Here is a 19,807-nt window from a genome sequence, read left to right on the forward strand (position 1 = left end):
GGCAAACCACCATCCTACTACTCCAGCATGATCGCCCGTAATCGCAAACCATCACGCCACGTCCTGCAAACGCTGCTGAACGTAACAAAGACGATACTCGCCACGTTCATCGGCAATCCGCATTTTGGCAAGCCTTACGCGGTGAACCTTAACCACGCTTACGAAGAGCTAGAAGGTATCGTTGAACAGATCAGCGTGCAGCTGGATATCGGGTGCGTTGTGGAGAATTTGGAGCGGTGATTAGGTTTCACCGCTTTCGGCCATCTTCTCTGCGCGCTCGATATAATCTGGTGTCACGTAGTTCACAAAGTCCAGCCTATCTCCCGCTGCAAAGCTAGATCGATATGACCGCAGTTTCGACACATCGCCAAGTATAACCAATGCAGCTAAATGCCAAATTGGTCGTGCACCCGGTGCATTTGTTGGCAAACCAGCATGTTCCAGCAATGCAGCAGGCAAATCCTGTTTCTTAGCCCAATCGATGGCTTCATCGGATAAACGAACAACGTGCTCGATCTGAACCTCTGGCACTTTGAACTTAATGCCCTTCCAAGCCCTTACCAGTGGTGTGTAACCTGTACCTCTGCCCCGTATCTTTGCGCAAACATCGCTAAATTTATCAGTTGAGAGAGTTGGAGAAGCTGCAAGTTGTTGTTCTCCACGTATGCGCCGAATGTCAGGTATAATTCTGACCTGACGGTCCGGCAGATCAAAAACTGCGTATTTATCGCCGACTTCGTCCGTTGCGATTCTCCAGCCGATTTGCTCCAGCTCTTTACAAGCGTCTTTCATATTCATTACCCCGCACCCGGAAATGTTTGAATTTCGATAGGAATTCCATTTGGATAACCTTGTTCACGCAAGGGAACACCTGGCTCTAAGCCAAAATCATCAGCAACTTGTCCACGCGGAATGGCGTCACCACTGTTGATCTATGGGTAAATTTCAGTTTGACGAATGCTAAGATCGGAATTTCCTGTTTTGATCTCAATAATGCGAACCTGGCCATCCGGCGTTTCATAGATGATATCGGACCGACAGCGTCCAGTCCCACAAGAACTACCGAATGAAACTTCTCTTTCTGAAACCCTAAATCCTTGTAAGTCCCCATTTTATGCATTGTAAAAAGGCTCGGAATTAATAGTCTCCGCCTTCCAAACTTCGAATAAAGTCGCTCCAAAAACCCAAAATATTGATGCTTCCGTCTAAGTCAATTGGATCGCAAGAAAAGAACAAAACCCCACTATCGCTGTTTTTGAAGCCAAAATATGTTCCCCCACCATCACTGGCAAACAGCTTGTTTTCTTTGCTAAACATGTCGCTGCTAATGGAACCATACTCGTCGATTTCACTTGCCGTCCAAAGTTGGATATAACTTTCTCCTATTTCGCCTTCTGCGGCTTCATACTTTCGGTAGAACGCGTTCAATTCGAAAGTTTCCCCAAATTCCGGCCATAAATCCTCACCCTCAACAATCGAAGATCGAGCAATTTTATTTGGTAGCATTTCAATTGTCATTCAAGTGAACCCTTAAGCTTTGCCCACCATGGTGAAACCACTTTTCGATGATAGTCCGCAGACAGAACATACTTGTTTGCTGGATCAGTAGGAGACCCGCCATATTTCACAGGCACGATCTCATGCACCTCATAACCATTTGGGATGTTATTTTCTCTTCTGTACTTTCTGTTTGCAGCGTTTTTTGCCTTAAGCGCAGCTGCGTACTCATCGCCTTCAATCAATCTAAAGGTCGTGTTTTTAGGCGGCTGTGGAATTGCTTCACCTTTAGGATAGCCCTTCCAATCAGATACACTAAAAGTCCCATTTGGAAATTTCTTAACTGCTGTATTTGTAGCATTACAACACTCGGACGCGTGTTTTTGGAAGAAGCCAAAACTTTCCAATGAAGCCAATTGGTTAGCTTCTGGATTTTGCCCAACGTACTGTTGAGTGCTGCCAAAATCGCCCAAAGCGTGTTTTTCGGATACGGACGCAAATGCGCCAACGCACATGGCGATGAGCAGCAAAAACGACGTCAGCAATGTTTTAAGTTGGGCCTTCATTTGTCTTTGATACGGCAAAGTCTGCGGTTTTTCAAAGACTTGTGTGATCACCATCATCGATTAGATCACCGTCCTCCTGCCCATGCAGTTTTGCGGGATGTGTCAACGTATGCACGGCCTTCAGCTTTTGGATGCTCACATGTGTGTAAATCTGCGTCGTGTTCATTGATGCATGACCAAGCAGCTGCTGAATGAAGCGTATGTCGGCGCCGTTCTCCAACATCAATGTTGCACAGCTGTGGCGCAGCATATGGCATGAGCCACTTTTGCCGATGTCAGCGGCATCAATGGCATTGCGCACCAGTTGCGTCATCCTGTTTGGTGTGAACGCCTCGCCCAAACTGGTCAAAAAGAAGCTGGTATCACCGATAAGGTCCAAACTGGGCCGCACATCGTAAAGGTACTTCTCGCAATATTTGAGCGCACGGGCACCAATCGGCACCATCCTGTCCTTGCTGCCTTTGCCCATACGTATGAACACGGTGCCACGTTCAAGATCAAAATCATCCCATCTGAGTGCGATGATCTCCATCCTTCGCATTCCAGTGCTGTACAAGACCTCCAAAATAGCCCTGTCACGCACACCAAGTGCTGTTTGGGTGTCCATGCTGCTAAGAATGAGTTCGACCTCTCGTTGGCTTAAAACAGCGCGTGGCAATCGATGATCCAAACGCGGCAGTTCCAAGTCCGAAGCTGGATTGCTGAGCAAGTGATTGTTCTTCACCAACCAGCTAAAAAAAGCGCGGATCGGTATCACACGCCCATGTTGGGACCTAACCGACAACGGCTCACCATTCTGTTTGCGATGATGGAACAGATGCCGCTGATACGCCTCCAACACGGGCCGTGTAATCTCATTGGGATATTTTAGCCCACGTTCATCTGCCCAAAGGATAAAATATCGCAGATACGTTTCTCTGTTTTGAACCGTGCGCGGTGAGTAATGCTTTTCCAGCTGATAAGCCAAAAACCTGCGCATCCAGTGATACAGCGTGTTGGGATCAGTTGCGTCACCAATCACTGGCAACGGTGTATGTTGACCTTTTTTCGGCATCAGCAGCAACCAACATGGATTGGAGCGGATAACGATGCGGTTCCTGCGCAAAGCAACTGTTTAGCAGCTAAAAAATAATAAACGCGCGTGTTACGAGTACCGGCACTTTTGTCTTTGATCCCCATAAGTGCTTGCAAACACACCGACCACTTCGGTTCAAACGTCACTTTGTTCAAAGATAACAATGACAAAACCGGTCGGATTGCAAAGCCGACCACTTCCCGACCACTTTGCAAAAAAGCCGACCACTTCACCAAAAATCCGACCACTTAAACAGTGTTCGCAAGTTTGGGACCCTGCGCATCCTTTGGTTTCGGCGGACCTGTTGCTGGTTTTGCAGCTGGATCAATCAGCTCAACATTGGGTTCTGTACTGCCCACACCCTGCACCAATTGATACTCATAAGCGATACCGCCTTGCATGGTTTTACGGGTCACATGTAAATATTCCATCTCCACCAACCGATTCAAATGCAGCTTTAACTGCGTATCCGACCAACCAAGTTGTTGACGCAACTCCTTGCGCTTAAACCCAACACTGCTTGGCTTTACCCCCTGTTCTTTTGCCTCCTGCGTGACCCAATCCGTTATGCCAATCAGCAGTTTGCGCGTTTGCGGCGGCAATTCATCTAATGTGCGGCTCAACACCTGCTTGGCTAACCTATTCGCAAGTATAATATCCGCTGGCATCACCTCCACATAAGAGATCTCCTTGCCCTCATGTGTCACCGTTTTGATATCCCGCTGGTACTGGTGCAGCAGCGCAATCGACGCAATCAAACTGAGATATTTCATATGATCGCGCCGTGTTCGCGTTTGCCCATTGGCAAAACCCAGCTGATCCGCAAACGGATTAACCACATGCAAAGGTTTCAGCAGATATTGCGCGGCCCTGTGCTTTTGTTGAACCGCATCCTTGCTAAGATTGGCCAACAACCCATCCAGCGTTTGGGCATGACGCTGCGCTTTATGGATCGCATCGGTTTGGGCACGGGTTTCATTCACGCTTAGAACCAAACAGCGGTTCATCAACTCCTCATCAATATCGATCGCCGTTGTCGTCAGCATCAACATTACAGGGCCTTCAACCTTGTATTCTTTGGTTACAAGCTGCCCAGTGCTGTCGTCCTTACCTGTTGACGCAATCGTAATTTGACCCTCCGATTGCAGCAGCTTTAACGCATAGGACGCATTACTTGCGCCTTCCTCCTCCGCAATCGCCAGTATCTTGTTCTTCAAGTTGGTCTCGCCCATGTAAAACAAGCTTTGACCCGTCAATGCTGAGTATTGCACCCGTTCATCCACTGGCATCATACCCAGCACGGTTTCCATCACAGACGATTTACCCGCAGCCGAACTGGACTGGATCATCACCGCCAAAGGTTTTGACAACTTCCTGCTGGTTGCCGCCAAATACGCAGTGAGCAAATTGCTGTCCTCACCCACAACACCAAGCTTGGCAAAATCAGTTGTGATCGCATCCACCAGTTTGGGATCATGCAACAACGCCTGTGCTTGCTTTAGCGTAGCTTGCGCAAATTCTGGCGTCTCAGCGTCCAGCTGTGTTTCTTTGGCCTGTGCCTCAGCTTGCAACGCCTCCAAACGCAACAACAACTGACCTAAATCCCGCTTGATCCGATCCTCTGCTATCCCTGTTTCCACCGCCGCCTGCGTGACAAACTGTGCGCGTTGCCGTGCATGATACAAATCCAACATATCGATGAAGAAGAACTCACCCACCCGTAGCATCAAATTGATCCGCAATGCGCCATAGCCACTGTTTTTGGCAAACCCACGTATCCGATAAGACCTTGGGCCAATCTCAGCTGTGATTTGATCCGCGCCCACATCCAGTGTGATCTCAGTTTGCGGGATACGGGTTTGATCCGCTGCCAGTTGCACCACTTTTGACGATGACGACGACACAGCTGCGTCACCTGCATCTTTGCCAGCATGAACCAATTCTGCATTGCGCAGAAGCAAATCCAGCGCCTTTACCGCTGGTTGCACCTTCAACGCATAGGCATTGGCATCCATGCCTTTTGGGAAGTGAACACGGCGCACCTCAATCCCATGCTGTGCAAACCAAGTGCCATGTTTCTCAGCTGCACGACCACCTGCCTCATCCGCATCAAACGCAATAAACACACGTTTAATCCCATGCGTGACAAACGCTTGCTTGATATCTTCGCTAAACCCACTGGTGCCATAGATAGCAGTGACGTTTCTAAACCCATGCCGCCAAAACGACATCGCATCCAACAGCGCCTCACACAGGATAATTTCATCAGCGGCTTCAAACGCAGCTGCATTCCACACACCTTTATGCGCGCCTGGCAAATATCCATGTTTCAGCTCCTTCTTACCGATCTTGTGATCCGGCCGGATTTTGCGCCCATACACCTCAGTAACAGAGCCATCATCGCCAAAAATCGGCACCACCAAACAACCGCCAAAATGCTCAAACCGCGTTTGGCGATAAATCCCAACATCCAGCAACGTGTTACGGATCGTCTTGCCAGCCTTCGTATGTTTGCTCGGCAACCGATAGCCCAATGTGCGATTGCAGTACCCAAGCTGGAACGTCTCAATCAAAGCGGGATCATCCAACCCACGCTTGGCCAAAAACGCCAATGCATCCGCATCCTCGTTCAAACAGCTATGATAATACGTGATCACCTCGCCCAATGCGCGTTTTGCATCCACATCCATTGGCATGATCGGTTCAATCGGGTTCTTCTTCGCACCCTGCCCAACACCCATACCACTGGACCCAGACCTTAAAATCTCAACCGCATGCGGGAAGCTCACCTTTTGACGCTGCATCACCCAATCCAAAATCGAGCCAGCAGCACCACAGCCAAAGCAATGATACAGGTTCTTAGCTGGTGTAATCACACAGCTTGGGGTTTTTTCCTCATGGAACGGACACAATATCACCCAGTCCTTACCTTGCTTGTGCGTTTCAAACCCTTCCGCCTTCACCCACTCCAGCAAAGACACGTCTTGTTTTAAGCGCAAAACTTCATCGTCACTGATACGCGGCAAGCTTATCTCCCGTAAAATGCGTCAAGCAGGTGATTCTGCATTATTTACGTGCATACTAAGCTACTATCGGCAAATCACGCAAGAACGGGGTGCTATCATGCAAATCAACCAGATTCCTTTAAAGGCCAACTTCATGAGCTTTGACAAAAACCTGCTGCGCTTGCGTAAATCCCGCAATCTCACACAAGACCAAATGGCCGAACTTGTCGGTATGCATGTGACCTCCATCAAAACTTACGAGACCGGCAAAACCCAACCCTCCCTTGATGGTCTCAAAAAAATCATCACAGCCTTCGGCATCACAGCCGATGAACTGTTGTTCGATGAACATGAACGCGATCCAAGCATGGACCTTAAACTGGCATTCGAAGCCGTCACCCAAATGAACGAAGACGACAAGCAAACCGTGCTGTCCCTAATCGAAGCGATGATGCTCAAACACCAAGCCCGTACATTGCTGACACGCGAAGCTAGCTAGGCCAGTATCAACGCTTATACCGATGAAGATGCACTTGCAGCTGCTGGTCCAACTCACCTGCCTTTATGGCCTGTTTCAGCAGCTCCAGCGTATTTGGGATATCCTCGCAGTGACCAACTTCAATGCTGGGTTTCTTCGCTGATACCCACAGCACATGACCATTCAGCTGCAAAGTAATGATCCATGCGCCACTGCTGTGTTCCCAGTAAAATCGATCCGATCCTATTGGGATTTCTTGATCTTCACATCTCAGCCATGCACGCACCATATCGATGAACACACCATCGTTCAGCGCGGTTTCAACTTGGTTGATTTGATGATCCAGCGATTGCACCAACTGGGACCGTGCAGCTGCAAGGTCATCCACCACATCCGTTTGCAGCCATGTGCTAAGAGTAAGTTGATCCAAATAGCTGGTCATCGACCATCACAATCACCAAATGCGGGATCACCCGTATATGCGGCACCATCGTCGGTTTCTGTGCCAGAGTTGGTTTCACCGCGCTCACCAACAATCTGTCCATAGCCGTCAACATTTTGAGCTGGGTCTGGTGATCGCGTTTCTTCTTGTTCAACGTGTTCGCCATGTTGATCCGTACATGGGCCAGCATCATCGCTTTGCGCCAGTGTCTGCGTTCCAGTGAACAAAAGCACAGCTATAACAGTAAGTTTCATATCGACATCCTTTGATTAGAGATGCCTTGCGTTAGTTTCATCTACCCATTGGAACGACCGTTTTCCTTGCCATGCCAACCAAGTTCAGAGATTTTGGGATTTCCTACTTGGTTGATGTGCCGCCTATAACAGCTGCACAGCCTGCGCCTTCATTTGATCCGTCACCTCAATATACCGCTGTGTTGTTGTCAGCTGTTTGTGGCCCGCAAGTTCCATAATCGTTTTGCTGGTGACACCCTTCTTGGCCAGTTCCGTTATAAACCAACGACGACCAGAATGTGATGATGCATCCGTAAACCCAACACCAGCGTAGAGCCGTGCAAAAACTTGGGCCAAAGAATTAGCTGAGAAGTGACCACCGCGCTGAGATGCAATTATTGGGCCTGTAACATCACTGCGGTTTCTTGATTTGATCAAGTTTTGAGCCGTGACCAGTTCCGCCATCAGCTTCGCATTCACATGCACCAGCCGTGCCTCTTTACCCTTCGTATCAGCGGCATTCAGATAAAACTGACTTCGGATCGAACCATTCACATCCAGCAACTGCTCCCAAGTTAATGTTGCGATTTCACCAACACGAAGACCTGCATAATGTGAGAGCATCACAGCTAAGCGGTTTCGGATTGGGTGTTTGGTCCCGCTGCAATAGGTCAAAACCCGTTTGATCTCCGCATCCGTTAATACCCGTGCCTGCTTCATCGCCATCTCCCAAAAAAGTATCATTAAAACAACGCTCTAATTGCTTTATGTGATAACGCCATCCAGCAACCGCTGCGACCGCTTTCTAAAACCCAATGAACTCAACGCACTGCGCCCAAGTATCATGTTCTGTGTAATATGTGATAAGTCAGAACCTGTGACGCAAATGCGCGATCCATTGGCCAAGTCCGATATCGGACAAACACGCAAGAACATGTTTTTTCCACTGGAAAGTCGCCGCTAAAAGTTTCGCGAAGAAAGTTTTTCCGAGTTCTTACAAGCAAACACAGCCAGTGATCACCCACAAAAAAAGCAGAACCGTGAAGTCCTGCTTGATATCGATCCATGCTACAAAACGCTGAGTGCCACAGCGTGTAAAGCATCCATGTTGTTGATGTGCTGTCATGTCCAAGCTGCTGTAAATGCTTGATTATCATGTTCAGCGGTTCTTGAGTTCTTTGAATGTGAACATGCTGACTTTATGATCTGTGAACTTTGCATGAGTAACAATTGCGTCGGTCTCAAACCGCGCAATCCCACCGTTCCTGCAATGTTACTTTGTTGGTCAAACACCTGCGTGTAACGCTCAATGTTTGAACCGTGCCAACTGATGTTGATGGCCAGTACTTCCAACCAAGTTGCGTTTCAAAAAACTTTAGGCCGCCGCCATAAATTCTCGCGCCGTAAAGCACTGACGCTCAAAGAACCGATCTTTGTAAAATTCTTTCGTGCAATATTCCGACAAACCGCCAGCATTATCGACGTCTTTGATAACAACCGACCCACTTGGACACAGCTTTCGCCAAATCCGATTTGCATGCATCTGCAATCCAAACCTGTTGCAATATGGCCTGTTGATCAACGCTTGCACATGTATGTTTGTGTGCTCGTGTTCGACGTAAAACAGACCGTCAATGCGCTGTTCAGCATCAACATGCATAAAACCACGCTTGCCGTGCTTCCATTGATCCATGCCACGCAAAAACCGACGTGTCAGATTTTGCACCCGCCCAATCGACATCTGCTGGTTCGTCGCCAGTGTTAAAAATAGCTCCGGTTCCAGCTGCTGTGCAAACTGCTTGTACGCAGCGCGTAGCCGTTCCTTGTCCATATAAATTCGTTTCTGCATGACCTCAGTATACGCCATCTTGCCCTCCGCATTCATTATTTAAATCGACGAGCATGACGCCGTAATCCACGTCATCCGACTGCCCGTCTTCGATAAATATATTTATGCAGAGCAGCTGTTTCGCAGCTGCCTATTACGCCAAAACGGAGCCACAGAATGCGATACAGCGAGATCAACCAAACCCAACTACTACAGGACGCCTTTCACTGCTATCGACGCAACAACTTGGTGATATCTCAACGCAGCTTTTCCCGCCGCATATTGGGCAAACCACCATCCTACTACTCCAGCATGATCGCCCGTAATCGCAAACCATCACGCCACGTCCTGCAAACGCTGCTGAACGTCACAAAGACCATACTGGCCACGTTCCTTGGCAATCCGCATTTCGGCAAACCATACGCGGTGAACCTAAATCACGCTTACGAAGAACTCGAAGCTATTGTTGAACAGGTTAGCGTTCAGCTGGATATCGGATGTGTGGTCGAGAATATCAAAGCAGGATCGGCTTGTAGCTAAACGCTTTCTCTACAATTTCTTCTGGCGTCATTTCCGGCATGTGATCAACCATGTAATCCCAATAGTTTGGGTCTGGCAAAATTCTATCGAGCTCCAAGACAATGCTTTGTTGCCTTTCGTCAGATGCAGAACCTGTGCGCATTTCAGCAATCAAACTCACCGCATAATCTCTTTCCCCAAGGTTTTCGTTCATAGTTATTTTCCTCTAATGTGATTTAGCGGTGTACGGATAACGATGTTATTCAAATCATATACGTTTCCGCCGTTTTGAAGCTCTTGATTGTGGTCAAGTTCGTATTTGATCCGCCCGCCTTGCTGTTGGGTACGTACAGCGTATGGTGCCCGGCCCGCTTGCATTTCACGTAAACTGTCAGCACCGAATTGACGGCGCAGGTTTGGATCATTTGCTGCCGTTCTCCAAAATTCCTGCCTGAACTCGTCGAAATTGTTGAACCGTTTACCCGCCATTTGTTCGGCAACTTGACTGGGCACTCGACCTGCATTGCCACTGGTCCCACGTAGCCAAGTATCGCCCTGCCCAATTGTTGGTAAGTTTCCACCATGTGAAGCGACACCAGGTTCTGCTCTTCTTGCTGATCCAACCGATGTTGGTTTTGGTAAAAGCAACACATCATCTGTTCTATTTGTAGCCCCCCCCGCCGCAGTTTCCACCACGGTATCGACAGCACGTTTGACATCATCGCCGCCGCGCCGACTGACCCAGCCCAGCACTGCCATCACGGTCTTGTCGCCCGGAATGGCGGCTCCGACGCCCCAGGCAACTCCAGCCTCGACGCCGTATTCCAGTGAGGCCGCCATAAACGCGTCGCAGTCGGCACGCCCCTTCGTTTGCTGGCACGTCAGCCCAAGCTCGGCAATCTGTTTGGCCTCTACCGCTGTGATGATCACATCGGCGGCTGTGGCTCCAAATATGGCCGCCGCGACGAGATACCCGCAATATATGGCAGCCGGTCCAAGGCAGTTATTGTCGTAGTCGAGCACAGCCGCATGCGCGGTGGCATAGACGTTGTCCGCCTCGCCGCCCGAAACAAAATAGCCAGCTAGGGCCCCAACCAGTTCAACGCGATTGCGGTGCTCTTCAAGGTTATCGGCTCCGAGGGACAGTTCACTGGTTGTTACGATCTCTGCAACCAGTGACCCAAGCGCGCCCGACCCGCAGCTTGCACCCTGCGCTTCGGCGGCGAGACAATTGATTGTGGCTTTGGCAACCAGCTTCTCGATCGAGAAGCGGTCGTGCCCGTAGATGTCGGACACGCCCTCAATGGCTGCTCCGGCGACGCCACTTGCAACATAGCTCACCACCGCGCCCAAAACGCCGTTGCCAAAATCGGTTCCGTAGGCCGCTGAGGCGACCCCGGACGAGATGGCCCCATCCAAGCCTGCGTTCAGCAGCCCGGACACTGTCAGCTGGCTCGACCCGAAGCCATCAATCAACGCGTCGTTGAACGGATGCCCATTTGGGAAGTTTATGTCGATTCCGGAGGTGAGCCCTGCACTCAGCCCCGCAAATGCGGCCCCTTCCACGATCTCGCCGATATCGAAGTTACCCGTCACGACCCCTTCGACCGATCCGACGATGGCGTGGCTGACAAAGGCGTCGACCCCCGTTGCCAGCCAGCCTGCGGGGACGTTCAGAAGGCTTTGTGCGATCCCAACAGTGCCGACCGCCCCGACCCAATTGCCCACCGCGATGCTCGCAAGCGCCTTGAAGGCGGGGCTGATGGCCACGGTCTCTTCGTAAAAATACGTGTGCTGCAGGTCTTGTTCGACAAGGCTCAGACCGTCGAGCGCCAGCAGCTCTTCGGGGTAGAGGGCGCTGATATCGTCCGCGCCGAAGATCTGCGGCAGCGTGTAGCCTTGCGCCGTTGTCGCCCCCCGCTCGGCAGGGCTGTCGATCCCGTCGGTGGCGTCCGAATAGACCACCAGCGTTGTCGTCCCGGCCACGTCAAATGCGATTGTGTTCCCGGCAAAGGACGTATGCGTGACCGTCTCGTCAAACGAGCGCTCCACTTCGGTGGCGATGGTCACAAGCCCGGTATTGTTTTCGGAGAACCGGGTCTCAAGCGTGCTGACAGCACCCTCGATCACCAGATCGGCCCCGCTGGAGATGGTCAGCGTGCCCTCGGCCCCAAGGCGCGCGCCGATCAGTGCCGTGTTGTCCGCCGAGACGACGCTCAGGTCCAGTCCAGCCAGCACGTCGGTGCCGGTCGTGATCTCCTGACGCACGAAGGATGATCTGTCCGAGCTGAGCAACCCCCCGAACCGGGACCGGCTGCGCTGTTCGCGATCCTGCTGCACATCCGTGATCGTGCCGAGCCGGACCTGCCCCAGCTCGGAGGCCAGCGTGATGTTTCCGGCGCGGCTGTCAAAGCTGGAGCCTGCCGTGATCAGATCGCCCGCGCTGGTGGTGCCTGCCACGACGCTGATGTCGCCATCGGCCGTGATCTGCGTGCCAGCGTTGGTCACGCTCAGCCGGTCAATCGCGATCCGCTTTTCCGACAGCAGTCCGCTGAATTCGTAGTCGTAAGTGGAGGTTTCGATGTCCTGGGCTGCGGTCAGGACGATATCGCGGGCCGCTTGCACGCTGACATTGCCTGCGCTGTTGATCACCGTGCCGACAAATTCCGCGTCAACCCCGCTGGTAATTGCGACATCGCCGCCCGTTTGCAGGCTCGTGACGTTGGCAACGCTGGTAAACAGGGTTTCCGACCAGTTGCGCCCTGTTCGCGCTTGATCAAGCACGGCGCTTTGGGCTCCAAAAATGACGTTGCCAGCGGCATTGATGGTTGCGGACCCGGCGACGGCGACACGCGCGGCTGACAGGGTCGTATCGCCAAGAGAGGTCAGCGACAGCTCACCGCCGATCACGAGCTCCGGCAGGTCCAGACTGACGACCCGGCTGGTCTGGTTGGCCCAGTCATAGGTGCGGTCGGTCTCGGCCGCCGCGATGGAGATGTCTCGGACGGCAACAATTCGGGTCGATCCCCGTGAGGTGATATCCGTGCCGTGCAGGATGACGTTCTCGGCTGCATTCAAGGCCAGATCGCCACCCGATATCGCACCGCCCCGCAGCGCAAGGGAACCCGATGTGGCTTGCAGGATCAGATCGTCGGCAGCCGCAAAGACGCCGTTGTCGCCGATGATGTTGCCCGCAGTGATGGAAAGGTCTGCGCCAGCGCCCGCAGGGATGACCGGCAGGGCCACCGTTCGCAAGGTCCGTGGCGTGCGGGGCGCGAGGGGGATGGACAGGGCACCTTGGCCATTCAGCAGCAGATCGCTTGGGGCAACATAGTTGGTCGGCGTGGTGACGAGCGTGGTAAAGTCGGTCTCGAGCGACGCCGACAAGTCGGCGCGGGCCTGGTCGGACAGGACACCGACAGGGGGGGCGCGAGGCGCGTTGTTGGCGCTGGCCTCGTCGCCGCTGTTGCCATTCTGGACCAACTCATCTCGGTATTGCAGGCGATCCACGTCCATCAGGGCGTTCGACGTCAGGAACGCAGCCAATGAGGCGCTGTCGTCCCCTTGCGTCGTGCCTTCCTTCAGCATGTCGGCGATGGTGCTGGCGCTGTCCTCGGGCGCAATCAAGTCGGCGAGGTTGGCGGACACGGATGTTGGCCCGGCAAAGGTGCCATTGGGCAAGGCAGTGTCTGTGGGTGCCGCAATGGCTGCAAAGACCGGGGCTGCGATCACATCCGTCACTTGCAAGCCCGGTATAGCGGTTGATCCCGCCTCGATCCGCCCGTTGTTGACGACGCCACCTGCGTTGATGTCCACTGCACCGCCGCCGAGGATGTCACCGATCAGGCGCGATGGGCCAGACGGCGTGACAATATCAACCGCGCTGACGTTGTATGTAACACTCGAGACCTGTCGGTTTCCATCGTTCTGGCTCGTGACCGGAGCGGTTGTGCGGGTGATCCGGACTTCGAATGCGTTGGACGTGCCCACATACCCTGTTTGGTTCACTTTGGCGGCTGTGACGTCGACGGCACCCGATGCCGCGATCAGCCCGGCGTCATTTGACACCTGCCCCGCCAGCGTCAGGTTCAAACCGCCACCCGAGACAATCTCGGGGCGCGCGCCTTGCGAGATCACTTCGGTGCCTGATGCCCACCTTAAGCGCCCGCCTCCGAACCCGACCGGGTAGGAGCCGCAGGTCGCGTTGTCCAGGTCACTCTGAGATATGAAGTCAGAGCTTATGGACCGGGAACACCCTTCCGGCGGCAGCGATCCGGACCAGGACCGTGCCGCCCCGTTCACCGTTACTGTCGTCGGAACGCTTCGCGTACTCACGCTGACATATCTGTTTTCAAGGGCTTGCGCCGAAATCACCAGACCTGCATCCGCCTCGATCAGGGCCGAGATATTCCGCACAGTACCATTTTCAGCGAACAGCCCCATCAGACCGCTGGATTTCAACACGGACTGACTGTTGATGATGTCGCCATCTGTGATCAGGGTCAGCGCGCCACGGCTTTGCAGATGGCCGTAGTTGGTGATGGAGTCCGCCAGCTCGAGGTAAAGGTCCGTGCCCACTTCGACCCGCTGGTTGCTGGCAATGCTCAGGCCCCCGGATGCCAGAATAATCGCAAGCCGGTTCCCGGCCTCGATCCGGGTGAACTGTGCCGCATTCAGCCCGCCGGTAATGGATTGAGCGTCAATGATCAGCCCATCCCGCGCGCTCAGATCAAGCCCGCTACCCAAGGCGAGCGCGTTGGCCGCCAGAATGTCGACGTTTTCAGCCTGAACGGCACCGTTCAATATGCTTGCACCGCCCAAGGTAAATTGCGCAAGACCCGCGCTTTTGAAGGTCCCTTGGGTCGACAACGCGCCCCCTGTCTCGACAAGCAATTGGCCACCCGCATGCACAATGGCGCTTGCGATGTCGGTGTATCCGCCTGCGCGCAGGCTGATGTCTTGTGCCGAAACAAGCCCCGTGTTTGTCAGCGTACCGCCTGCGGTCAGCGTGGCAGTGTCCGTGGCCGACAGGATGCCGGAGTTCGCAAATGCCCCCCCTGCGCTGGCAACGATCTGCGCGCCGCGCACTGCAGCGGCATTGGACAGGCTTGTTGTTGCACTCAGCGTCAGGCCCGCGTCGGATGTCACTTTGCCAGACAGATCAAGGTCGGTGCCCGTCAGCGCCACCTGACCACCATAGAGCAGCGCAGTCGGGCCGACCGTCAGAGCAGCCGCATTGACGTCCAATCGGGTGCGCCCGGCCATGCCGCCGGTGATCAGGGCCGTGCCTGTCACGTCCGCATCAACCACCCCGCCCTCGACCGTGCCCGACACCGTCAGATCGTCCGCAGTAACGGCAAGCGCCTCTTCGATATCCAGAACGCCCGCTGCGACGACACTGTCCGCCGTTGCGCTGAAGGTTTTGCCTTGAACCGCCGAAGTACCCGTCAATGTGACCGACGGACCGGCCATCATATCGACCGCCCCATCAACATCTGCCTGACCTGCAAACTGGACCGTGTCCGCAGCCCCAAGCGATGCAGACCCCGCAAACAGTTTTGCACCCGCCGCCACCTCCACCGCGCCAAGGCTGGATCTGATCGACAAGGCGTCCTGCGCGATCAACGCGCCTTCGATCCGGGCGAGGCCCGAGCTTTCCAGTGTGATCGCACCGCCTCTGGCCTCACCGGTGAAGGTCAGGTTGTCGTTTGTTGCCGTGATATCAATCAGATCACCGGTTTCAGAGGTGATCGACCCCTCAAGCACCAGCGGGCCTTGATTGCGGATGCTGACGCGATTGCGGCTACGGATCTGCGGGGTGTAGCTGCCGGATGGGGCACCCAATGTCAGACGTCCATCGGCCCGGATGGCAATATCCGAAGACGAGGCCATCTCGCCATTCAGACGCACGCCCACGCCATTCTCGGTGGCAACCAGCCGGATCGCGTTGGCATACATTCCGCCAAGGGCGGCAACATCAACGGCCAAGGCAGGCGCCGGGCCTGCGCCCGCCTGCTCGGTTATGCCCGATGTCTCTCCAGTATCGGGATTGTAGGACCAGTCGTAATCGACCTGATTGGCCCCGGCCACGATGTTCAGGCGATCACCACGCATCGCGCCATAGACCTGTGCGGCGCGTGCGATCACATCCACGCGCGAGGCGTCGGACAAGGCCACGCGGTTTTCCGGGTTCAACCCACCGGCACCAATCGTGACCGTCCCCTGGTGTACATCAAACCCCGAAAGACTGCCGTTTGCACCAAATTGCGGGGAGCCGGTGGTCAAGGTCGCCCGGCCCGTGTTGATGAACCCGCAGCCGTTGCAGGTGATCCCGAACTCATTGGCCAGAACCATGTCCATGCTCGGCCCGGCCACTTCCAGAATACCGGTCAGTTGCGTCGCGTTTCCGCCCACAACCTCCCCGATCCACAGGTCCGCCTCGCGACCGGGGCTCAGGTTTGCGTTGCCTTCGACAAATCCGCCCAATGTGGTGCCGGTTATGGTGGCTGAGTTGTTGACGATCAGATCGCCTGCCTGAAAATCTGAATACCGGTCATGGGAGACGCCAGCGGCGTTGGGCGTGCTGATGTTCAGCACCGTTGTGCCGTTTTGCGACATATCCACATGCGGCCGGGGCCCGCCGCCTGGGCTGACCAACGTGATGGACTGGGCCTGCGCCAACACAGGTTGTACAGCCAGCACAACGCTCAGCACACATGAGACGATCCGACCGAATTTCCGACGCACTTGCACGTACATCATCCCCACCCCTTTGAACTGAGCCTAGGGGCACGGCCCCGCCAAGGCAACGGACCAGCAGGGAGGCCCAAGACCGAGGGCATCGCCTTGATGTCGAGAGGGGAATTGCGGGTACGCATCCGTCAGAAGCTCACTTTCAAACCGATATAGCCGATGGTCTCGCTTGCCTCGAATGCGGGCAAGGCACCTGGCGGATTGTCGTCGGGTCGGCTCAGTGCTTGCGCGACCTGTACGGTCAGGGTTGCGCGGTCGCGGATCGTGATGTCGGCCCCAAGGCTCGCGCCAATCAGAAAATCCTGAGACCAACTGCGCAGCTCGGAGGGCTCAACATAGCCGAAATCGAGCCCGGCATTCATGCGCACGGCAATGGTCGGGTTCTCGAACGCGTCCCATTCCAGCGTGTTGCGCAGATAGAGCCCGGTATCCCCATAGATGCTGTCATCGTGAAACCCGCGCACATTGGACCAGCTGCCGATGCTCACCTGCTCCGTTCCCGGCAGGACATCGCCGGAATGCTGCGCCGAGAAAACACCCTTGTAGACCAGACCGCCTGGCCCTACCGCGCGCTGATAGTCCAGGCGGGCCTGAACCAGACGGAAAGTCGGATCAACGATGCTGGCATCCAGCACACCCGCCCCAAACGCGTCCAGCCCGAACCTGCCGCCCACGGCCCATCCGAAGTATCCGTCAGGCAGGTTGCGGTCGCCTCGCAATCCAAGGCTCAGCACGCTCAACCGGCGGCGCTGGCTTTCAATCTCGAACCGGTCAATGAAACTGCGTGAGCTGGACAGTTTGAGGTCTGCATAAGCCGCCAGCTTGGACACCTGACCACGCGCCAGCACCCGCTCGGCTGACAGTTGAACGCTGTTGCCGCGCCCCTCGACCTCAAAGCTTTGATTGATCCCTTCCAGCGTGAACAGATATTGGCTGTAGCTGAGATCGAGACCAAAGCGCCAATAGCCAAACGGCGCTGTCCAATTCAGTGCCACCGCGTCAGAGAAGCGATCATCGCGCTGCTCAAACGGGGTCGTGACAAGGCTGAAGCGTAACTGGTCGTTGATGCCAAACGCATTGTCATAGCCAAAATCAAGCGTCGCCTTTTCCTGACCTGTGCTGTCAAAGCCAAGGGTGTTGAGCGAGAATGACAGATGCCAGGGACGCGTATCCTCAACCGCCACCTGGACAAGCGAGCCGCCAGCGGCAGCCCCGGGGATAAGTTGGAAGCGCCCTCTGGCGGACTTGGGTGCGTTGATTGCCTCAAGGCCCTGCTCAAGATTGCGCAGGTTCAGCAGGCTCCCGCCGGGGTTGGGAAAGGCCGTGCTCAGACGTGCATCGGCGGGCCTGCCGTCGCCATAGACATAGCGTTCAACACGGCCAGGGACGATCGTGATGGCCAACGACCCATCCGCCACATCTTGCTCGGGGACATAAGCGCGGGTCGTGATATATCCCAAGTCCTGATAATGCTGATTGATCCGATTGAGCGCAGCCCCGATATCCGCGGCGGTCGCACAGGTCCCCACGAGGGCCTGATATCCGGGCGGTGGCGTCTCAAACGGTTCAAACCCGCTCAACTCGACCGTTTCGATTTGAAAACAGGGGCCACCGGCGGCGGGCGCAAACGGATCAGGTCCGGGTGGCGCCTGTTGCGGTGATACGTCCGTGGGCCGCTGCTCTGCCGCGCGCTGATCGAGCCTCTCGCTTTGTTCGGCTTGCTGACGTTGAATTTCCTGCACGGCACCCGCTGGCACATTTTGCGCCTGCGCACCCACGGCACTGCACGTCACAGCAAGGATCAGGGCGAGTGGTCTCATGGCGCGGTCTGTGCCTCGTAATGGGTCATGGCCGCACTGAACCCGCGCAACGAGACCGGAAACTCGACCGCTTTTTCCCGCCCTGTCCAAACGCGGACTTTCGCATCAAGCCCCTGGCGAAAGGCAGCAAAGACCGGCCCGGCAAGCCGGAACCCGGCATAGCAGGCCCGTTGGTCGCAAATCTCGAACAGCACCTTGAAGGGCCTGCGTTCATCGACCTGAATTTCTATTCCGGGCGCAAGATAGACGCCGAGAGGCACGGTGATGACCGCAAAGTCATTGGCCGCCGCGTCCGGTGTTATCGTCAGCAGGAATACATCTGAAGCCCCTGGTGCCGCTTGGGCGGCCTGCAAAAGCTGGCAGGTTTTCGGGGCGTCATCGGTCGAACAGACCACACGCCAATCCGAAAATTGCTGCTCGTCAACAGGGGCGCTGATCGGAGTTGCCTGCGCCCAACCGTTGCCCGCACTCCCGCAGACCAGTGCCAGGGACAGGCACCACACCAAACCCTTTGAACGTTGCATTACTCTGGCTGCGCGATCTCAACCGCTGCCCAATCGCGCGCAAATCCTTGCGCTTGAGACAGGTCAGCTTCGTCCATTTGTTGTGTGAGAGCGTCGCGCAAAACGCGTGCCTCCTGCATGCCACGTGACGCGGCGAGATTTGCGTACCCATGGGCGCGCACAAGATCACGCGCCACACCGACACCGCCAGCATAGGCCTTGGCCACTTCAAACAATCCCATCGGGTTGCCCGCCGCCGCCGTGGCCGAGAATTGTTCGAAAGCTGCAACGGGGTCTTGCTCAAGACCATCGCCCGCCTGATAGGCCAGCCCAAGATAGTTGATCGCGGCGACATGCCTGGCCTCGGCGGCCTCTTTCCAATAGCTCACGGCACGGGGTTTTTCCTGGGTCACACCTCGGCCTTCGGCATACATCAGACCGCAATTGAACTGACCATTCGGATCACCCTGATCCGCCGCCGCGCAAATGAGTTCCGCTGCGCGTTCGTAATCCTGCAATACGGTTTCGCCATTCAGGTACATCAGCCCAAGACGATTTTGCGCCAATGCGCTGTCTTTGGACACAGCCGCCGCATAAAGTTCGGTTGCGCGCCCCAAATCCTTTTCGGTGCCAAGGCCCATTTCGAAAAGACGCCCGATATAGAATGCGCCATCCGCATCGCCTGCCGCATATGCCGCCTGAAACTCAGCCACAGCGCCAGCGACATCACCCGCTTCGAGTGTATCGATACCCTTCGCGACATCTGCCGCGGCAATACCATGAAAACACAGGTAAATACCTGCAGCAAAAACACCCCTGAAAACGCGCACACTCACCTCCCGAATAAGCAGTTCGCGAATACCGAGAACATTAACAACTGTAAATATATGTATTTGCAATTCGGGGTTGTGCCGTAAATGTGTGACACATCCACCACCCTGGTGCGACATGGTGTGTCAGCTTTGTCTTCAACTTGAGTCCGAAGCGGAAACGGCGACAGCCGGAAAAGAAAAATGCCACAACGCTCTATCGTTCTCCCGTCCATCCGATGAAGTAGCGCTTGCGAAACACGTCTTCCAAGAATGCGT

The 19,807-nt window shown here is 54.7% G+C and carries 18 protein-coding genes; 3 read left to right on the forward strand and 15 right to left on the reverse strand.

What is annotated here, in order from left to right:
* On the forward strand, positions 1 to 240 hold a 240-nt coding region (locus Q0859_RS00005; RefSeq protein ID WP_299146760.1), incomplete at its 5' end, for a hypothetical protein.
* On the opposite strand, the gene Q0859_RS00010 is transcribed toward Q0859_RS00005, so the two are convergent.
* The 6 genes from Q0859_RS00010 to Q0859_RS00035 form a co-directional block, all read right to left on the reverse strand.
* Positions 241 to 798, reverse strand: a complete 558-nt coding sequence (locus Q0859_RS00010) for a hypothetical protein (protein ID WP_299146761.1) — start codon at positions 796 to 798, stop codon at positions 241 to 243. It lies immediately after the preceding gene.
* A 339-nt stretch (positions 799 to 1,137) separates the two neighbouring features.
* On the reverse strand, positions 1,138 to 1,518 hold the full coding sequence (locus Q0859_RS00015; protein ID WP_299146762.1) for a hypothetical protein: 381 nt from the start codon (positions 1,516 to 1,518) through the stop codon (positions 1,138 to 1,140).
* Positions 1,515 to 2,063 (reverse strand): hypothetical protein, encoded by a 549-nt coding sequence (locus Q0859_RS00020; RefSeq protein WP_299146763.1) that lies wholly within the window; start codon positions 2,061 to 2,063, stop codon positions 1,515 to 1,517. The genes Q0859_RS00015 and Q0859_RS00020 overlap by 4 nt, the downstream gene beginning before the upstream one ends.
* A 31-nt stretch (positions 2,064 to 2,094) precedes the next feature.
* Complete coding sequence (xerC, locus tag Q0859_RS00025) at positions 2,095 to 3,117, reverse strand: site-specific tyrosine recombinase XerC (protein WP_299147502.1); 1,023 nt, start codon at positions 3,115 to 3,117, stop codon at positions 2,095 to 2,097.
* Positions 3,117 to 3,386 carry a hypothetical protein gene (locus tag Q0859_RS00030; RefSeq protein WP_299146764.1) on the reverse strand — a complete coding sequence of 90 codons (270 nt, stop codon included), beginning with the start codon at positions 3,384 to 3,386 and terminating at the stop codon, positions 3,117 to 3,119. The genes xerC and Q0859_RS00030 overlap by 1 nt, the downstream gene beginning before the upstream one ends.
* Positions 3,387 to 6,164: a CHC2 zinc finger domain-containing protein gene (locus Q0859_RS00035; RefSeq protein ID WP_299146765.1), complete on the reverse strand. Its 2,778-nt coding sequence runs from the start codon at positions 6,162 to 6,164 to the stop codon at positions 3,387 to 3,389.
* A 97-nt stretch (positions 6,165 to 6,261) separates the two neighbouring features.
* Between Q0859_RS00035 and Q0859_RS00040 the strand changes: the two genes are divergently transcribed.
* Positions 6,262 to 6,642: a helix-turn-helix transcriptional regulator gene (locus Q0859_RS00040; protein WP_299146767.1), complete on the forward strand. Its 381-nt coding sequence runs from the start codon at positions 6,262 to 6,264 to the stop codon at positions 6,640 to 6,642.
* 7 nt (positions 6,643 to 6,649) lie between these two features.
* Here Q0859_RS00040 and Q0859_RS00045 read toward each other — a convergent pair whose 3' ends face one another.
* The 4 genes from Q0859_RS00045 to Q0859_RS00060 all read right to left on the reverse strand — a co-directional run bounded on the left by Q0859_RS00045 (position 6,650) and on the right by Q0859_RS00060 (position 9,163).
* A complete protein-coding gene (locus Q0859_RS00045) occupies positions 6,650 to 7,063 on the reverse strand; it encodes a hypothetical protein (protein ID WP_299146779.1) in 414 nt (137 codons plus the stop codon).
* A complete protein-coding gene (locus tag Q0859_RS00050) occupies positions 7,060 to 7,317 on the reverse strand; it encodes a conotoxin (protein WP_299146780.1) in 258 nt (85 codons plus the stop codon). The genes Q0859_RS00045 and Q0859_RS00050 overlap by 4 nt, the downstream gene beginning before the upstream one ends.
* A 123-nt stretch (positions 7,318 to 7,440) precedes the next feature.
* Positions 7,441 to 8,016, reverse strand: coding sequence for a site-specific integrase (locus Q0859_RS00055; protein ID WP_299146781.1), 576 nt, complete (start codon positions 8,014 to 8,016; stop codon positions 7,441 to 7,443).
* A 655-nt stretch (positions 8,017 to 8,671) separates the two neighbouring features.
* Positions 8,672 to 9,163, reverse strand: a complete 492-nt coding sequence (locus tag Q0859_RS00060) for a hypothetical protein (protein WP_299146782.1) — start codon at positions 9,161 to 9,163, stop codon at positions 8,672 to 8,674.
* Between the two features lie 138 nt (positions 9,164 to 9,301).
* Here Q0859_RS00060 and Q0859_RS00065 point away from each other — a divergent pair, with 138 nt between their 5' ends.
* Complete coding sequence (locus Q0859_RS00065) at positions 9,302 to 9,664, forward strand: hypothetical protein (RefSeq protein WP_299146783.1); 363 nt, start codon at positions 9,302 to 9,304, stop codon at positions 9,662 to 9,664.
* Here the strand turns inward: Q0859_RS00065 and Q0859_RS00070 are convergent.
* From Q0859_RS00070 to Q0859_RS00090, 5 genes are all read right to left on the reverse strand, one after another.
* Positions 9,639 to 9,857, reverse strand: coding sequence for a hypothetical protein (locus Q0859_RS00070; protein ID WP_299146784.1), 219 nt, complete (start codon positions 9,855 to 9,857; stop codon positions 9,639 to 9,641). The two genes, Q0859_RS00065 and Q0859_RS00070, sit on opposite strands and share 26 nt — an antisense overlap.
* A 2-nt stretch (positions 9,858 to 9,859) precedes the next feature.
* Positions 9,860 to 16,405 (reverse strand): filamentous hemagglutinin N-terminal domain-containing protein, encoded by a 6,546-nt coding sequence (locus Q0859_RS00075; protein ID WP_299146785.1) that lies wholly within the window; start codon positions 16,403 to 16,405, stop codon positions 9,860 to 9,862.
* Between the two features lie 119 nt (positions 16,406 to 16,524).
* Positions 16,525 to 18,216, reverse strand: a complete 1,692-nt coding sequence (locus tag Q0859_RS00080) for a ShlB/FhaC/HecB family hemolysin secretion/activation protein (RefSeq protein ID WP_299146786.1) — start codon at positions 18,214 to 18,216, stop codon at positions 16,525 to 16,527.
* Positions 18,213 to 18,740 (reverse strand): invasion associated locus B family protein, encoded by a 528-nt coding sequence (locus Q0859_RS00085; protein WP_299146787.1) that lies wholly within the window; start codon positions 18,738 to 18,740, stop codon positions 18,213 to 18,215. Before Q0859_RS00085 ends, Q0859_RS00080 begins: the two co-directional genes overlap by 4 nt.
* Positions 18,740 to 19,549, reverse strand: coding sequence for a tetratricopeptide repeat protein (locus Q0859_RS00090; RefSeq protein WP_299146788.1), 810 nt, complete (start codon positions 19,547 to 19,549; stop codon positions 18,740 to 18,742). The genes Q0859_RS00085 and Q0859_RS00090 overlap by 1 nt, the downstream gene beginning before the upstream one ends.
* Positions 19,550 to 19,807 lie beyond the last annotated feature (258 nt).

Origin of the sequence: uncultured Tateyamaria sp. (genome assembly GCF_947497045.1) — a bacterium.
In the GTDB taxonomy this organism is placed as follows: Bacteria; Pseudomonadota; Alphaproteobacteria; order Rhodobacterales; family Rhodobacteraceae; genus Tateyamaria.

Excerpts from the sequence above, each read along its gene's own strand:
- Q0859_RS00010 (WP_299146761.1), bottom strand. The coding sequence starts at position 798 with ATGAATATGAAAGACGCTTGTAAAGAGCTGGAGCAAATCGGCTGGAGA.
- Q0859_RS00015 (WP_299146762.1), bottom strand. The coding sequence starts at position 1,518 with ATGACAATTGAAATGCTACCAAATAAAATTGCTCGATCTTCGATTGTT.
- Q0859_RS00020 (WP_299146763.1), bottom strand. The coding sequence starts at position 2,063 with ATGAAGGCCCAACTTAAAACATTGCTGACGTCGTTTTTGCTGCTCATC.
- xerC (WP_299147502.1), bottom strand. The coding sequence starts at position 3,117 with ATGCCGAAAAAAGGTCAACATACACCGTTGCCAGTGATTGGTGACGCA.
- Q0859_RS00040 (WP_299146767.1), top strand. The coding sequence starts at position 6,262 with ATGCAAATCAACCAGATTCCTTTAAAGGCCAACTTCATGAGCTTTGAC.
- Q0859_RS00045 (WP_299146779.1), bottom strand. The coding sequence starts at position 7,063 with ATGACCAGCTATTTGGATCAACTTACTCTTAGCACATGGCTGCAAACG.
- Q0859_RS00050 (WP_299146780.1), bottom strand. The coding sequence starts at position 7,317 with ATGAAACTTACTGTTATAGCTGTGCTTTTGTTCACTGGAACGCAGACA.
- Q0859_RS00055 (WP_299146781.1), bottom strand. The coding sequence starts at position 8,016 with ATGAAGCAGGCACGGGTATTAACGGATGCGGAGATCAAACGGGTTTTG.
- Q0859_RS00060 (WP_299146782.1), bottom strand. The coding sequence starts at position 9,163 with ATGGCGTATACTGAGGTCATGCAGAAACGAATTTATATGGACAAGGAA.
- Q0859_RS00065 (WP_299146783.1), top strand. The coding sequence starts at position 9,302 with ATGCGATACAGCGAGATCAACCAAACCCAACTACTACAGGACGCCTTT.
- Q0859_RS00070 (WP_299146784.1), bottom strand. The coding sequence starts at position 9,857 with ATGAACGAAAACCTTGGGGAAAGAGATTATGCGGTGAGTTTGATTGCT.
- Q0859_RS00075 (WP_299146785.1), bottom strand. The coding sequence starts at position 16,405 with ATGATGTACGTGCAAGTGCGTCGGAAATTCGGTCGGATCGTCTCATGT.
- Q0859_RS00080 (WP_299146786.1), bottom strand. The coding sequence starts at position 18,216 with ATGAGACCACTCGCCCTGATCCTTGCTGTGACGTGCAGTGCCGTGGGT.
- Q0859_RS00085 (WP_299146787.1), bottom strand. The coding sequence starts at position 18,740 with ATGCAACGTTCAAAGGGTTTGGTGTGGTGCCTGTCCCTGGCACTGGTC.